The organism is Flavobacterium anhuiense (genome assembly GCF_001705175.1).
GTDB lineage: Bacteria > Bacteroidota > Bacteroidia > Flavobacteriales > Flavobacteriaceae > Flavobacterium > Flavobacterium anhuiense.
Genome location: NZ_CP016907.1, coordinates 1,638,509 through 1,655,661, shown reverse-complemented (window position 1 = coordinate 1,655,661; position 17,153 = coordinate 1,638,509). Strand labels below are relative to the sequence as shown.

The window sequence follows — 17,153 nt, the reverse complement described above, 5'->3', positions numbered from 1 at the left end:
TTATTCTTTAGCAAAATCAACTAATAAGTTTACTAGTTTCTCGATTTCTTTTGGCGGAAAACCATTGTCAAAACCTGCAGTTTCGTATGTTTTTCCGTCTTTAGTTATTTTTAAATTTCCTATTGCGGCACCGTCATACGTGCGTTTGTCTGTTGGTGCTTTTAAGGAAGAAAGACTTTCTAAATTTACTTTTGAATAGGCATCAACAATTTTATTCCATTTTGCATCATCAATATTGCTTTTAACAGCTTCGGCGTTGCGTTCTTTAACAACAGAAACCGATTTATTTTGGACTACAATACTTTTGTAATAGCCTCTCGACATTGCAGAATATTCAATTTGTGTAGATTTCATATCTGCTTTTTTTTGACTGCAGCATCCCGTAGCAATAAAAAGCGTCAGGAGTAATAATGATACTATTCGCATATAATTTGTTTTTGTTAGCTTAACATAGTTTGTGCTTTCTTAACTGCACCAACCATTTGATCGATTTCCTCTTTAGTATTATAGAAAGAAAACGAAGCACGAATTGTCCCCGGAATACAAAAGAAATTCATAATGGGTTGTGCGCAATGATGTCCAGTTCTAACGGCAATTCCTAATTTATCTATAATAGAACCAACATCATACGGATGGATTCCATCAATATTAAACGAAACTACAGACGCTTTATTTTTGGTGTTTCCGTAAATTCGAATACCTTCAATTTCGTTAAGACGTTTTGTAGCGTGTTCTAAAAGTTCGTGTTCGTAAGCCTGAATGTTTTCGAAACCAACACTGTTTAAATAATCAATAGCAGTTCCTAAAACAATTCCACCAGCTATGTTTGGCGTTCCCGCTTCAAATTTATGAGGTAAATCTGCGTAAGTTGTTTTTTCGAAAGTCACCTCTTTGATCATTTCGCCACCACCTTGATAAGGAGGAAGTTTGTTCAGCCAAGCTTCTTTTCCGTACAAAATTCCAGTTCCTGTTGGACCGCACATTTTATGGCCAGAAAAAGCATAAAAATCACAGTCTAATTCCTGAACATCTGGTTTTAAATGCGGAACTGCCTGCGCGCCGTCAATTAAAACTGCGGCGCCAATTGCATGCGCTTTGTCAATAATATATTTGATTGGATTGATTACACCCAACGCATTTGAAATATGATTTACAGTAACAATTTTCGTTTTATCTGAAAGCAGTTTATCAAATTCCTCAATAATTAATTCTCCATTTTCATCAATTGGAATTACTTTCAAAATAGCACCTGTTTTTTCGCATAACATCTGCCAAGGCACAATATTACTGTGATGTTCCAAAGAAGAAACAACCACTTCATCACCTGGTTTTAAGATCGAAGCAAATCCGTTTGCAACTAAATTAATACCATGTGTTGTTCCTGAAGTAAAAAGCACTTCATGGGCATGTTTTGCGTTGATGTGATCTTTTACTTTTCCGCGCGCAACCTCATAAGCATCAGTTGCTAACTGGCTTAAAGTGTGAACGCCACGGTGAATGTTGGCATTAATTTCGTTATAATATTTTACTTCAGCATCAATTACAACTTGTGGTTTTTGCGAAGTAGCTCCGTTGTCGAAATATACTAATGGCTTTCCGTTTACAGTTTGTGAAAGTATCGGGAAATCAGCTCTTATTTTTTGAATATCTAGCATGTCTTATTTAGAAAAAATCTATTTACAAAAGTACTAAAACTAAATTTGTTTATACAGTAATTCTATAATTTCCTTTTATGGCGCCATTGTTACAGGAGCAAATACTGATTCTGCAAAAAATGATTTGCTTTTCTGAATTATCCGAAACAGATTTCTAATTTGAGTTCTAAAATCGTGAACATAAATTATTTATATTGCAATAAAAATACTAACTCATCATGAAAAAATTTCTAAAAGTACTTTTGCTTGTATTGGTTCTTGCTTTTTTGTATTTCGGATTTACAACTTATCCGAAACTTGATTTAATTTCGGGTTTTTCGGCCAAAAGTGTTGCGTCAGGTCATTTTATTGACAATCGTCCGTTGGATTTAATTCAGAAAACCGACAATGATATCAATTTGGTTGATTTGGCTAAAAACTCAATCGATGATGCTGGGAAATTTGCGATTTCTTCTGTTTACGGATTGAAAGAACGAAAAGCAATTTACCGAGAAGGCTTAGGAGCGACTTTGATTAATGATGATTTTGATATTACAAAACCATATCTGCTTCCAAAAAGAACAAAATTAGAAAATAACCTTCCTTTTCCATACGGAAACAACGAACCAAAAGATTCTACTTTCGCGAATATTGATTATTCCAAATTGAAAAAAGCGGTTGATGATGCTTTTGATAAAACGGGAGGAAGAATTAAAAGAACTCGTGCAGTTGTGGTTTTATACAAAGATTATTTGATTGCCGAAAAGTATGATACAGGATTTAACAAAGACAGTAAAATTTTAGGTTGGTCGATGACCAAAAGTATTACAAGTTCTGCTTTTGGAGTTTTAGCTAAACAAGGGAAAATTGACATCTATAAACCTGCACCAGTTGTGGAATGGCAAAATGATGAACGAAAAAACATTACGCTTAACGATTTGCTTCACATGAATTCTGGTTTAGAATGGGAAGAGAATTACAGCACAATTTGCGATGCAACAAAAATGCTTTTTCAAGCCGAAGATATGGGAAAAGTACAATTGGAAAAACCTGCTCAATTTAAACCAAATACTCATTGGAATTATTCTTCAGGAACAACCAATTTATTGTCACTGATTTTAAGAAGGCATTTTAAAACACAGCAAGAATATCTAGATTTTTGGTACAGTGCCGTAATCGACAAAATCGGAATGAATTCGATGATTGTTGAACAAGATATGTCTGGAACTTTTGTAGGATCTTCATACGGATGGGCAACACCGCGCGATTGGTCAAAATTTGGATTATTATACCTAAGAAAAGGAAACTGGAACGGAGAGCAAATCCTTGATGAAAGCTGGGTAAAATATACAGCAACTCCAACCAATACTTCTGAAGGAAAATACGGAGCACAATTCTGGTTAAACGCAGGAGGAAAATTCCCAGATGTTCCTCGTGATATGTTTTATTGTAGTGGTTATCAAGGTCAAATGGTGGCGATTATTCCATCAAAAGATATGGTGATTGTGAGAATGGGAGTGAGGGAAGAAGAACCAGGATTTGATTTTAATGGGTTTTTGAAGGGGATAATTTCTTCGGTAAAAAAATAAATTATGAAGAAACTATTTCATCCTATTGTTTTATTAATAATCGGTTTTGTTTTAAATGGAATTGCTTGGTCTACCAATATTGGTCATCCATTAAATACGATCTGTTTGTTACTTGGATTGGGATTGTTTTTCTTAGGTATTATATTATCAATAATAAGAATTAGAGGATGATATTTAACCGCAAAGACACTAAGTAAAAAAGCGCAAAGTTCGCAAAGATTAAAACTAAACCTTGCGAACTTTGCGTAAATCTTTGCGAACCTTGCGGTTAAACAATACTACAAATCAAATCCTAAATTTACGCCTAATTTCATGGCAATGATTTTAGTAATTCTTTGTTTTAATTCTGGTATTTTGATGCTTTCGATAACGGCATTTGAGAATGCGTACATCAATAAAGCTTTAGCTTCTTTTTTCGGGATTCCGCGAGACTGCATGTAGAACATTGCTGTTTCATCAAGCTGTCCAACAGTACATCCGTGAGAACATTTTACATCATCAGCAAAAATTTCCAATTGTGGTTTTGCATTGATTGTAGCTTTGTCGCTCAATAAAATGTTGTTGCTTTTTTGGAAAGCATTTGTTTTTTGAGCTTCTTTTTCAACCAAAACTTTTCCGTTGAAAACTCCTGTCGAACGATCAGAGAAAATTCCTTTATAATCTTGGAAACTTTCGCAGTTCGGCGTTGCGTGGTTTACCAAAGTATAATGGTCAACGTGTTGTTTGTCATTTAAGATAGAAATTCCGTTAAGTGTACTTGTCAATCTTTCTCCGAAATGGTAAAAGTTTAAGTTGTTACGAGTTAAATTTCCTCCAAATGAGAAAGTATGAACAGAGGCATGGCTTTCTTGCTGCTGAGAAACGTAAGTATTGTCAATTAAATTCGCTTCGTTATTATCGTTTTGAATTTTGTAATAATCAACAATCGCGCGTTTTTGGGCAAAAATCTCTGTAACAGAGTTTGTTAAAACCGGATTTTCGTTCAAACTTTGGTGGCGCTCAATAATTTGAACATGTGAATTTTCACCCACAATAACCAAATTTCTTGGCTGAACCATTAAAGCGGCTTCATTTCCGGTTGAGAAATACATGATCTCAATTGGTTTGTCCGCTACTTTTTTCTTTGGGATATTGATAAATGCACCTTCAATTGCAAAAGCCGTATTCAATGAAGTCAAGCTGTCATCTTTACTCGCAATTTGATTAAAGTAGGTATCAATAACCATTTTATATTTTGGTTTGGTCAATGCCGAAGACATTAAGCAAACATCGATTCCATCGTGGGTTGTAGAAGACAAATGCGAACTGAAAACCCCATCGATAAATACTAATTTGTAAGTGTCAATTTCGTGTAAAAAGTATTTTTTTACTTGGTTAAATTCGATTGCATTTTCCTGCTTTGGAAAAACCGTAAAGTCATTTTTTAAGATGGCATTTAGCGATGTATATTTCCAAGCTTCTTCTTTTTTGGTTGGGAAACCTTTATTTTCGAAGTTTTTTAAGGCATTTGTGCGTATGTCATGTAAATCTGAATGTACATCGACACGCTCTTCAAAAGCCATAAAAGACGATACTAATTTTTCTTTTAAATCCATTTTCTTAGTTGTAAGTTATGAGTTATGAGTTATGAGTTTTTGCAAACTGCAAACTATAACTCTAAACTAGTTTTCTGCCTTGATCCAATCGTAACCCTTTTCCTCTAGCTCATACGCTAGCTCTTTTCCTCCAGATTTTACGATTCTACCGTTATAAAGAACGTGAACGAAATCAGGAACGATATAATCTAACAAACGCTGGTAGTGTGTAATTACGATAATAGCGTTTTTGTCGCTTTTTAATTTGTTTACACCATTTGCAACAATTCTTAAAGCATCGATATCAAGACCAGAATCGGTTTCGTCAAGGATAGCTAATTTTGGCTCTAACATTGCCATTTGGAAAATCTCGTTTCTTTTTTTCTCTCCTCCAGAAAATCCTTCGTTAAGAGAACGAGAAAGAAATTTACGGTCGATTTCTAATAATTCAGATTTCTCACGAATTACTTTCAACATTTCGTTAGCAGGCATTTCTTCTTGTCCGTTTGCTTTACGAGTTTCGTTGATAGCAGTTTTCATAAAGTTAGTTACGCTAACTCCAGGAATTTCTACTGGATATTGAAAAGAAAGGAAAACTCCTTTGTGCGCTCTTTCTTCAGGAGCTAAATCAGCAAGATCTTCTCCATCAAGAATTACTTCACCATCTGTAACTTCATAGTTTTCGTTTCCTGCAATTACAGCAGAAAGTGTACTTTTTCCAGAACCGTTTGGTCCCATAATAGCGTGAACTTCTCCAGCTTTTACTTCTATATTAATTCCTTTAAGGATTTCTTTATCACCAATTGCGGCGTGAAGGTTTTTTATTGATAACATCTTTTTTTTGTTTAAAGTTTCAAGTTTCAAGTTCTCAGTTGTGCTAAAAAACGAAACTTTGAAAAATCTTTTATTTTAATATGATATAAAATTCTTTTTTAATGGTTAAAAACTCGGTTCTTAACCTACAGATCCTTCTAAAGAAATCTCTAATAATTTTTGTGCTTCAACAGCAAATTCCATTGGAAGTTTGTTTAAGACATCTTTACTGAAACCGTTTACAATTAAGGCAATCGCTTTTTCAGTCGGAATACCTCTTTGGTTGCAATAGAAAACTTGATCTTCTCCAATTTTACTGGTTGTAGCTTCGTGCTCGATCTTTGCAGTTGGATTTTTACTTTCGATATAAGGGAAAGTATGTGCACCGCAATTGTTACCCATTAACAATGAGTCACATTGAGAAAAATTTCTTGCGTTTTCTGCTCTTGGTGAAATTTGAACTAAACCACGGTAGCTGTTTTGAGATTTTCCAGCTGAGATACCTTTAGAAATAATAGTCGATTTAGTGTTTTTTCCTAAATGGATCATTTTTGTTCCAGTATCAGCTTGTTGGAAATTATTAGTTACAGCAATAGAATAAAATTCTCCTACAGAATTATCTCCTTTCAATACACAAGAAGGATATTTCCAAGTTACAGCAGAACCTGTTTCAACCTGTGTCCAAGAAATTTTAGCGTTTGTTTCGCACAAACCTCTTTTGGTTACAAAGTTGTAAACTCCACCTTTTCCTTCTTTGTTTCCAGGGAACCAGTTTTGAACTGTAGAATATTTAATTTCAGCATCATCCAAAGCGATTAATTCAACCACAGCAGCGTGCAATTGATTTTCGTCACGGCTTGGAGCAGTACATCCTTCAAGGTAAGAAACGTAGCTTCCTTCATCTGCAATAACTAGAGTTCTTTCGAATTGTCCGGTTCCTGCCTGATTGATTCTGAAATAAGTTGAAAGTTCCATTGGACATTTTACGCCTTTTGGAATATAACAGAAACTCCCGTCAGAGAAAACCGCTGAGTTTAACGCTGCGTAAAAGTTGTCTTTTTGAGGTACAACAGTCCCTAAATATTTTTTTACTAATTCTGGATGCTCTTTTATCGCTTCAGAAATTGGACAGAAAATAATTCCTTTTTCCGCTAAAGTTTTTTTGAACGTTGTAGCAACAGAAACAGAATCGACTACAATATCCATTGCGATATTGTTCATTTTTTTCTGTTCGTCGATAGAAATTCCTAACTTTTTGTACATCTCTAATAATTCTGGATCAACATCGTCTAGAGTTTTATTAGGATCTACTTGTTTTGGAGCTGAATAATATGAAATTGCCTGAAAATCTGGTTTTTCATAACTTACGTTTGCCCATTCTGGCTCGATCATTTCTTTCCAAGCGCGGAAAGCTTCAATACGCCATTCGGTCATCCATTCAGGTTCTTCTTTTTTAAGAGAAATAGCTCTTACAATCTCTTCGTTTAAGCCAATAGGGAAAGTTTCAGATTCTATATTGGTATAAAATCCGTACTCATATTCTTTAGTTTCCAGTTCGATCTTTAAATCGTCTTCGGTGTATTTGCTCATTATTTTTGTTGTTGTCTAATGTTTTGAAGTCTAAATTCGAAAAGTCAATCAAAGTCTTTATGACTTGAGAACTTTCAGCTTTTGACTAAAGAGAAAATGATTCTCCGCATCCGCAAGTTCTGCTCGCGTTAGGATTATTGAAAACAAATCCTTTTCCGTTTAATCCGCCAGAAAATTCCAAGATTGTTCCAGCTAAATAAAGGAATGATTTTTTTTCAACAGCAATAGATATATCGTTGTCTACAAATATTTTGTCGTCGTCGTTTTTGGTTTTATCAAATTTTAACTCATAAGATAAACCAGAGCATCCGCCGCTTTTAACACCAACTCTTACGTAGTCGTGCGCAGCATCAAAACCGTCGTCTTTCATTAAGTCGATGATTTTCTTTTTGGCAGTATCAGAAACTTTTATCATGGTTCTTAGATGTTTGTTTTTAATGACTTTTTATTTCTGTATAAAAAATATTACAGATTTAAAGTGCTAATTTTCAATGTTAAATAGAAATTGTCTGCAAAGATACGACTTAAAAACCTTTTTCCATAACGGTTCACATTATTATAACAAATGAGAAAATAGATAATACTTATTTTGACAAAATCGATCTTAAAAACAGTTCTAAAATTTAAAAAGAAATCCTTTTTTAGAATTAAGCTGCAAATATCGCTCCTAAATGTTAAAAAACAAGTATTTCTACTGATTAAAGCCATTTTTTATTCAATTATTTTTGCAAAAAATTTGGAGTAATTATGAAAAAACAAAATGAAATAAAGTGGTTTAAACCCATGTTTGCTATAATTTTTGTTTTAGGAGTAGGTGCTGTGGTCTGGGTTTTTAGCAGTGAACCTGATAAGAATAATAGCGAAGTAAAAGAGGAAAGTATTGCCAATACCATCTCATTTGAAAGTAAGGAAACAAGTGAGCAAAAGAATATTTTGGATTCTCTAAATACATTAAAAAATGCATACGATCAGGCTATTTTAGAAAAAACAGCTTTATCTAAAGAATTAGAGTTAGAGCGTAAAAATGTTGAGAACTTAGTCGCAATTATTAAAGCTTCTAATAATCCATCGGCGGAGCAGATTAGAGTTTATAGAAATCAGCTTTCAGATTTGAATGCGTCATTAGAAAACAGAGTTCAGGAAATTAAAAAACTGAAATCTCAAAATAAAAATTTATTGACCGAAATCGAAACCCAGAATGTTGTCATGTATAAACAAAAGTTAGAAAATGACACTTTGGTTTCTAAACAAAAAAAGTTAGAATCGACTTTAAAGGACGCTTCAAAATTGTATTTAAGCAATTTTAAAGCAGTTGCGCTTCGTGAAAAAAGTTCTGGAGCCGAATTGGAAACAACGAAAGCAAAGAATACAAAAAAACTTAAAATTAGTTTTACTGTTAACGGAAATGCCGTTGCAAAAACAGGAAAAAGAGTTTTTTATGTTCAAGTTTTAGATCAGAAAAACACTGTTTTGGGTGATAATAAGCTAATTGAGTTTGGTAATGATAAAGCACTTGTTTACAGTTTTATAGTAAGTACAGATTTTCAAGGCAAATCGGTAAATGCATACGGAATTTTGAATGCTGACCAGTTTAAGAAGGGAACTTATTTTGTGAATTACTTTGATAAGCAGGAAATAATGGGAAGCACTTCGGTAACTTTAGAATAAAAGTTTTTTTGACTTTAAAATTTAGCAAAAGGAGTTTGAATTTTCTAGCTTTGTTCTTTTAGAAAATTATTCTCATGAAACTTTACCCTATAGAATCCGGAAATTTTAAGTTAGATGGAGGCGCTATGTTTGGTGTTGTTCCGAAGACAATCTGGAACAAGACAAATCCTGCCGATGCTAATAATTTAATTGATATTGCTGCTCGATGTTTATTGATTGAAGATGGAAATCGTCTTATTTTAATTGACACCGGAATGGGCGATAAGCAATCTGAAAAGTTTTTTGGGTATTATTCGCTTTGGGGTTCGCATTCTTTAGATAAGTCTTTGGCAAAATATGGTTTTAATCGAGATGATATTACCGATGTTTTTATGACGCATCTTCATTTTGATCATTGCGGAGGAAGTGTTCAATGGAATGCTGACAGAACAGGTTATGAGCCAGCTTTTAAAAATGCTAAATTTTGGACAAACGAAAATCATTGGGAATGGGCAACAAAACCTAATGCGAGAGAAAAAGCTTCTTTTTTGTCTGAAAATATTCTGCCAATGCAAGAAAGCGGTCAATTACATTTTATTGAGAGACCTGAATCTGATTTTGGCTTTTCGAAAGAATTAAATTTCGACATCTATTATGTCGATGGCCACACCGAAAAACAGATGATTCCTTATATCAAATATCAAGATAAAACGATTGTTTTTTGTGCCGATTTATTAGCAACAGCGGGACATATTCCGTTGCCGTATGTTATGGGTTACGATACGCGACCTTTGCTGACAATGCCGGAGAAATCAAAATTCTTGAATTTGGCAGCAGATCAAAATCATTATTTGTTTTTAGAACACGATGCCCACAATCAAATAATTACTGTTGAACATACCGAAAAAGGTGTTCGATTGAAAGATGTTTTTACTTGCGAAGAGATTTTGTAGCAAAATCAAATAAAAAATCCCGTTTTCAACATTCTGAAAACGGGATTTTTAAATCAAATTAAATTCTAAACCTATTCTATTATTACTTTTTTCGCAGAAGCAGCATCTCCAGTGATTAGATACACATAATAAACTCCTCTAGGCAAGCCAGATAAATCGATCGTATTATTTGTATTTGCATTGTTTAAAGTGAAAGATTTTACCAATTGCCCTAAAGAGTTGTAAACTGTTGCTTTGTCTAAAGCGATATTGCTAATGTTTATTTCTCCTTTTGTCGGGTTAGGATATACAATGACTTGACTAAATTCAGATTTGTCAATCCCTAGACTTTTACAAGTATTAGAATACGTGGTAGTCGATTCTTTGATGTTCGACCAATTTGCATTTGAATAATTCTCATCATCAACTTGTATACAGCTTAGAGAGGTAAGTCCTAAGAAAGTGGTATACAATGCAGCAGCAGATTTCTTTCCAGTATTTGATGGCAGAATAAAATTAGCATTGTTTCCGTTTCGAAGATTTAAGTAAACCAAAGGGTTATTAACAACATAAACAATTCTAAGTCTAGTATTTTTGGATAAATCTAATGTCGTAAGCTGATTTGAAGAAGCATTCAACGTTTCCAAAAGTAAATTGTTGCTTACATCAAGAGAGGTAATTTGGTTATTGCTTATATCTAAAGTTGTTAATGAAGTAAAATATTCAATACCCGTCAGATTTTTAATATTGCTATTTGAAAGGTCTAAACTTGTTATCGAAGTTGCATCGGCAACTGTGATTTTTCCATTAGGACCATCGGTATCAATTCCTAAATCAATTAACCTCTGTTCAAAATTAGTGTCAAGAAGCGCTACATATTCTACTGCGCAAGTGGTATTGTAAGTGGCCCAAGAATCTTTAGCATTCATCCAGTTTTTATTCGCATAAGCTACATCATCAACTTGAATACAGGTTAATTTCTGGTTGTTTTTCAAGTTATCAACCATAGTGGTATTGATAAATTTGGTATTGTTTCCGTTTTTTAAATTAAGATTAATTAATTGATTAGAAGCACATTTTAGATAGTCTAAAGCAGTGTTTTTTGAAATATCAAGAGACGTTAATAAATTAGAATTGCAATTTAAACCGCTTAATAAAAGATTATTAGAAGTATCTAAACGAGTAATTTTATTAGAATCACATTCGATTCTGACCAGATTAGTGTTTTTTGAAGTATTTAAAACGTTTAGTTTGTTGCTGTTACAATACAAACCGTTTAGTAAAATATTTTTAGAAATATCTAATTCTGTCAATTGATTATGATCGCAGATTAAATCTTCAAGAGCTTTATTTTGAGAAAGATCAAGGGTAGTTAATAAATTGGAACTACAGGTTAAGTGCACTAAAGCAGTATTTTTTGAAACGTTTAAATCTTTTACCTTATTTCCAGTCATATATAACCATCGTAAAGCTGTATTTTTAGAAACATTTATACTGTCTAGTTGGTTGTTGTGAAAGTAGAGACTTTTTAAAGCTATATTTTTAGAAACATCTAAAGCTGTTAACTGATTATCGCCTATAGATAAATCTTCTAAAGCAATATTATTAGAAAGATCGATGCTGGTAATTTGATTTCCATCGCAAAAAAGAGTTTTTATAGACTTAAAATCTTCAATTCCAGATAAACTGGTAATTGATTTGTTCATAATAAACAATTCAGTTACCGAAGCTACTTTTGAGGTAAGAACTCTTCCGTCTGGAGTTCCAGAATCAGTTCCTTTAGCGATTAGAGCTTTTTCAAAATTCAAATCAGGAATTAAAGTATAGCCGTCATTACAGTTCGCATTAAAGTTTGCAGTGAGATCTTTTTTGCTTGACCAGTTTGCATTAGCGTAAGCCACGTCATCAACCTGTATGCAAGTTAAACTTGGGTTATTGGTAAAATTTAGATAGACAAGTTTATTATTGTTTCCATTTTTTAAATTTAGACTCGTTAATTGATTGGAATTAGGATATAATCCAACTAACGAAGTATTTACGCTAACATCTAAAGTGGTTAGTTGGTTTTTTGAACAATTTACAAATTCTAAAGCTTTATTTTTGCTTAGATTCAAATTTGTTAATTGATTAGATTGACAATACAATTCTGTTAGAGTAGTAATTTGGGAAACATCCAATGAGGTTAATTTATTTTCGCGGCAATCCAGCAAATTTAAAGCTGTATTATTACTTACATCTAAACGAGTTAATTGACTTGTATTACAGCCTAAAAATGTTAACGCAGTATTTGAGCTTACATCTAAAGAAGTATATTGGTTTGAACCCGAGTCCAATTTTGTTAGCGCCGTATTTGCTTTAACATTTAAAGATGTTAATTGATTCGAATAGCAGATCAAATTAAGCAAAGCAATATTATTACTTACGTCTAAAGAGGTTATTCTATTGGTATTACAATCTAGAGTAGTTAGAGCGGTATTTTTACTTACATTTAATGTTGTTAATGAATTTTGACTGCAATTCAAATCAGTTAATGCTACGAAGTCTTGTATTCCTGTTAAATCTGAAATATTACTTTTGCTAACATCTAAAGAAGTTAAGGTGTTAATGTTAGATGTATGGATTTTTCCATCAAGTGGAAATCTATCTATTCCTAAATTGATTAATTTTTGTTCAAAATTTGGATCTGGAATTAAAGTATAAGCAGGTTGCTCTCCAGGGGTATACAAAGCTGAAATTTCTTCTGGAGTCAAAACACGATTCCAGATACCAATATCATCGATTTCTCCTTTAAAATACTCATTAGTTGTATCTCCTGAAATTCGTCTTCCTATTCTAAAAAGATTGTTCGTAGTATTTAAGGCAACATTTTTTTCTGAAACAAATACACCATTTACATATAATGATACTTTGGTTCCGTTATAGGTAATTGCAAAAAAATACCAGTCATTACTTAAGTAATTAAAGTTGTTTACATAAAAATCATCACCTATGGCATTTGGCCCGGTTGAAGTTTCAAGATAACCTTTCGAGTAAACAGTAAGTCCAAATCTTTGAAATCTTGATAACGCACCATAATTAAAAATACAGACATCTCCATTTTCTCCTGGATTTGGAGTATTTGTTTTAAACCAGCCAGAAATTGTTCTTGCGGCATTGCCTTGAGGAATACTGGCAATAGTAGCATCAATATAACTGCCAGTTCCGTTAAAACTATAGGCACTATTGCTGTTTCCAAACCTATCAGTTGTTAAAACAGCACCTGCAACAGATCCATTTGAGTTATTTCCACTAACGTCATTTGCGTTGCCACTAAAAGGAAAGTAAGCGATCAAGCCATTTGTAGGTATTTTGTCTTCAATTTGAATTGGCTTAATAGTTATACTTATTGCTAATCTTGAAGAGCTTTCACATCCGTTGATTGTTTGCGATGCATAATATGTACCTGTTTGTAAAACAGTTGATGAACTTAAAACATTCGACGATATAGGATCAGCATACCACTTAATGTTTGTGCCGCTGGCTACTAAATTGGCAACAGTTGCTCCTTCATCAAATATTTGTGAATTTGCAATTGGCGGCGCTGTATTATTGTTGCTAATTGTTATACTACTCAAAAAAATACACCCATTAGCATCTCTTACAAGGACATCATAATTTCCGGCAGATAAACCAGTAAATATATTTGAAGATTGATAAAAAGGGGACGAAATAGAATATTGATAAGGTTTTGTTCCTCCATTTGCGATAATGGTGATACTTCCGTTATTGCCATTACAAGCATCAACGCTTGTTGCAGTAAAAAAGATAGGATTGGGTTCAGTAATGGTAAACGCAATTATAGTTGTTAATGAAGACGCATCTGTTGCTTTGCATGTATATGTGCCAGGCGCTAAATCTTTTACTGAAGAACCTGTTCCTCCGTTAGACCATAAATAAGTGTAAGGAGCGGTTCCTCCTCCTACAATAGCAGTTGCAGAACCATTGTGCATGCCTAAACAAGTCACATTTACCACATTTATATTAAGACTCAACATATCGGAGCAAGGAACAATTACAGGGACATTTTTATTAACAGTTGTACCATCACCTAATTGTCCATCTGCATTATCTCCAAAAGTCCACATAACACCATCAGTACTTACTGCAGTTGTGTAGTACCAGCCTGCGGTTACTGCCTGCCAGCTTTTTCCACTTCCTATTTGTACTGGTGTAAGGCTGTTTGAATATGTGCCATTTCCTAATTCGTTATGCGAATTATATCCCCAGGTCCATAAAGAGCCATCAGTTTTTATTGCAATTGAATGATCTCCCGCCGCGCCTAAAGTTTTCCAATCTGTGGATGTTCCTATTTTTGTCGGAATAGAGCTATTTATAGTTGTACCGTTTCCTAACTCGCCATAGGTATTCTGTCCCCAAGCCCATAAAGATCCGTCTGTTTTTATAGCAAGGGTATGACTCCCTCCTCCACAGATTGTCTTCCAGTCAGTATCTGTTCCTACTTTTTTTGGAGAATAACTCTTAGTTACTGTACCATCTCCTAGCTGTCCATCATCATTTCCTCCCCAAGTCCATAAACTGCCATCTGTTTTTAAGGCAATTGTGTGAAAATACCCTACCGTTATCGTTTTCCAATCTTTATCTGTTCCAACCTGTGTAGGGATGCTGGGATCTGAACTGTTACCATTGCCTAATTGTCCAAAATAATTATCTCCCCAAGCCCATAAAGTTCCATCTTTTTTTAAGGCTACTGTATATTGATTTCCTGCAGTAATTGTTTGCCAATCAGTAGCAGACCCTATGCGTGTGGGAATACTTTTGTTTACGCTGGTACCGTCTCCTAATTGCCCATATTTATTGTTGCCCCAAGCCCACAAAGAGCCATCTTTTTTTAAAGCAACTGTATGATTAGTTCCGGTAACTACTGTTTTCCAATCAGTATCTTTTCCGATTTTTTTCGGCGAAGAATTGTTTAGTAAAGTGCCATCTCCTGATTGCCCATCTTTATTGCTGCCCCAGCTCCACAAACTATTATCTGTTTGTAGAGCAGCATTATAGCTGTATCCAGAAGTTACTGTTTGCCAACATTGGGCATTTATTTGTAAAAAAGAGAGAATTAAAATTAAAAGTAAAATTTTCCTCATAGAGTAAATATTTGGGTTAATTAATTGGTGAGACGAATTTAAATTGAAAAATCTGCTAAAAACAGCAACAAATCGTTTGTTTTGATAAGTCTGTTCATAGATTTTGTCAGAGTAATTGTGCAATATTCGTTTTAGATTTTTTTACCGAAAGGCATAACGAATAAATTATGTTGTGAAAAATCCCACTTTCAATGAATCACAATGAATTTTTTTGTTTTAACCAATTGCAATATTGTTGGTTGAAGCGCAACTTCGAATGGTTTTGAACTAATATTGCAACAATAAGAGTAGTTTTATCTTCCATAAAATATGATTAAGAGTTAGGCCGCACAAGTATAAGCGATTTATAGGAGTAAACCTTACGTAAAGCCGTAAAGACTATATTTTTTATTGATTTTTTACGGTTCAAACCATTATAAGTATATTTTTGAATGAATACAATTACATCTATAATGATTTGATAGGTAAATGTTTGCGAATATTATAGATTTCAGTATTTTTCGTCAAAAATTCATAACACATTGTTAACAGTTAGTTTTTTGTAACAAAAAAGCATAATTTAGACCCATCTTTTAACTTTACTTATATTTATAGATACATGAGTCATATAAAACCTCTTAAATTATCTGCTTTTGCATTGCTTGTTTTAGCAGGATGCAGCGCTACAGTTCAAGCGCAGGTTTCTACTTCAAAGGAGTTTATTACAGCGCCGGCGGCGGTTGTGAAAAAAGCGCCTCTTAGCGAAAATGAATTAAAAAGATGGAGCCATCTAGATTTAATAAAAGATTCTATTCCAGGAATGAGTGTTGACAAAGCTTATGCTGAATTACTGCAAGGTAAAAAAGGGCAGAAAGTAATTGTAGGAGTTGTAGATTCTGGTGTCGATATCGAGCATGAAGATTTGCAGGGAATGATCTGGACGAATAAAAAAGAAATTCCGGGAAACGGAATCGATGATGATAAAAACGGATTTATCGATGACATTCACGGATGGAACTTCCTTGGAGATGCTGTTCACGAAAACCTAGAAATGACACGTATCGTAAAAAAAGCTGATGATGGTTCTCCAGAATACAAAGCAGCTTTGGCGCAATATACAGAGAAATATGAAAAAGCGTTAAAAGATAAACAGCAAGTAGATTTTTTACTTGAGGTTCACAATACCATTAAAAAAGAGCTTAATAAGTCAACATACAAAATAGAAGACTTAAGCGCTATTACTTCAACAGACCCTAAAGTGGCAAGAAGTAAAGCAATTATGACTCAGATTTTTACAAATGCAGGTCCAACTTTTGATCCAGAAGCTGATTTCGGAGAATATAAAGAACAAGTTGACGACCAATTAAACTACAACTTGAACAAAGAATACGACGGAAGAAAAATTGTTGGCGATAATCCTGAAGATATTAAAAACAACCGTTATGGTAATAATGTAGTTTTTGGTCCAGATAAAGAAAAAGCATTGCACGGAACTCACGTTGCAGGAATTATTGCTCAGGTTAGAGGAAATAATTTAGGTGGAGACGGAGTAGCAAACAATGTTGAAATTTTGACTGTTAGAGCCGTTCCAGACGGAGATGAGTATGATAAAGATATTGCTTTGGCAATTCGTTATGCAGTAGACAATGGAGCAAAAGTAATCAACGGAAGTTTTGGAAAAAGCTTTTCTCCACACAAACAATGGGTTTATGATGCTATTGCCTATGCAGCTAAAAAAGACGTTTTAATTGTTCATGCAGCAGGTAACGATGGTTATAATATTGATGAAGCAAAAAACATCAATTATCCGAACGATTCTAAAGACAACGTAAAAGAGTTTGCAGACAATTTAATTACAATTGGAGCGATTAATAAATCGTATGGAGAAAATGTTGTGGCTCCATTCTCAAACTTCGGGAAAATCAATGTAGACGTTTTTGCTCCAGGTGAAGAAATCTATGCAACTGTTCCGAACAATAAATACAAATACTTGCAAGGAACATCAATGGCATCTCCAAATGCGGCAGGTGTTGCAGCATTGATTCGTTCATATTATCCAAAATTAAAAGCAGCTCAAGTTAAAAAGATTTTAATGGATTCTGGAGTAGCGCTTCCTTCAATGGTTGTTTTGGGTGAAAGCGAAAATCCAGGTGAAAGCCCAAAAGCAGTTTCTTCTGTAGAATCATCAAAAACAGCTAAGATGGTAAACGCTTATAATGCTTTATTAATGGCTGAAAAGATGTCTAAAAAATAA

The 17,153-nt window shown here is 33.8% G+C and carries 11 protein-coding genes; 4 read left to right on the top strand and 7 right to left on the bottom strand.

What is annotated here, in order from left to right:
* Both BB050_RS07000 and BB050_RS06995 read right to left on the bottom strand, forming a co-directional pair.
* Positions 1 to 354, bottom strand: coding sequence for a hypothetical protein (locus BB050_RS07000; protein WP_008466061.1), 354 nt, complete (start codon positions 352 to 354; stop codon positions 1 to 3).
* Between the two features lie 86 nt (positions 355 to 440).
* On the bottom strand, positions 441 to 1,655 hold the full coding sequence (locus BB050_RS06995; protein ID WP_066033086.1) for an aminotransferase class V-fold PLP-dependent enzyme: 1,215 nt from the start codon (positions 1,653 to 1,655) through the stop codon (positions 441 to 443).
* A gap of 218 nt (positions 1,656 to 1,873) precedes the next feature.
* On the opposite strand from BB050_RS06995, the gene BB050_RS06990 reads away from it, so the two are divergent.
* The gene (locus BB050_RS06990; RefSeq protein ID WP_066033085.1) at positions 1,874 to 3,223 is read left to right on the top strand and encodes a serine hydrolase domain-containing protein; all 1,350 of its coding nucleotides are present in this window, start codon (positions 1,874 to 1,876) and stop codon (positions 3,221 to 3,223) included.
* Between the two features lie 278 nt (positions 3,224 to 3,501).
* On the opposite strand, the gene sufD is transcribed toward BB050_RS06990, so the two are convergent.
* From sufD to BB050_RS06970, 4 genes are all read right to left on the bottom strand, one after another.
* Positions 3,502 to 4,818, bottom strand: a complete 1,317-nt coding sequence (gene sufD, locus BB050_RS06985; RefSeq protein WP_008466068.1) for a Fe-S cluster assembly protein SufD — start codon at positions 4,816 to 4,818, stop codon at positions 3,502 to 3,504.
* A gap of 66 nt (positions 4,819 to 4,884) precedes the next feature.
* Positions 4,885 to 5,631: a Fe-S cluster assembly ATPase SufC gene (gene sufC / locus BB050_RS06980; protein WP_008466070.1), complete on the bottom strand. Its 747-nt coding sequence runs from the start codon at positions 5,629 to 5,631 to the stop codon at positions 4,885 to 4,887.
* 120 nt (positions 5,632 to 5,751) lie between these two features.
* The gene (gene sufB / locus BB050_RS06975; protein WP_008466071.1) at positions 5,752 to 7,200 is read right to left on the bottom strand and encodes a Fe-S cluster assembly protein SufB; all 1,449 of its coding nucleotides are present in this window, start codon (positions 7,198 to 7,200) and stop codon (positions 5,752 to 5,754) included.
* 85 nt (positions 7,201 to 7,285) lie between these two features.
* Positions 7,286 to 7,615, bottom strand: coding sequence for a HesB/IscA family protein (locus BB050_RS06970; protein WP_008466073.1), 330 nt, complete (start codon positions 7,613 to 7,615; stop codon positions 7,286 to 7,288).
* A gap of 332 nt (positions 7,616 to 7,947) precedes the next feature.
* Here BB050_RS06970 and BB050_RS06965 point away from each other — a divergent pair, with 332 nt between their 5' ends.
* Both BB050_RS06965 and BB050_RS06960 read left to right on the top strand, forming a co-directional pair.
* Positions 7,948 to 8,868, top strand: coding sequence for a coiled-coil domain-containing protein (locus BB050_RS06965; protein WP_008466074.1), 921 nt, complete (start codon positions 7,948 to 7,950; stop codon positions 8,866 to 8,868).
* Positions 8,869 to 8,942: 74 nt separating this feature from the next.
* Positions 8,943 to 9,800 (top strand): MBL fold metallo-hydrolase, encoded by an 858-nt coding sequence (locus BB050_RS06960; RefSeq protein ID WP_066033084.1) that lies wholly within the window; start codon positions 8,943 to 8,945, stop codon positions 9,798 to 9,800.
* A 71-nt stretch (positions 9,801 to 9,871) separates the two neighbouring features.
* Here BB050_RS06960 and BB050_RS06955 read toward each other — a convergent pair whose 3' ends face one another.
* Positions 9,872 to 14,920: an RCC1 domain-containing protein gene (locus BB050_RS06955; protein ID WP_066035115.1), complete on the bottom strand. Its 5,049-nt coding sequence runs from the start codon at positions 14,918 to 14,920 to the stop codon at positions 9,872 to 9,874.
* A 598-nt stretch (positions 14,921 to 15,518) separates the two neighbouring features.
* Between BB050_RS06955 and BB050_RS06950 the strand changes: the two genes are divergently transcribed.
* A complete protein-coding gene (locus BB050_RS06950) occupies positions 15,519 to 17,153 on the top strand; it encodes a S8 family peptidase (protein WP_066033083.1) in 1,635 nt (544 codons plus the stop codon).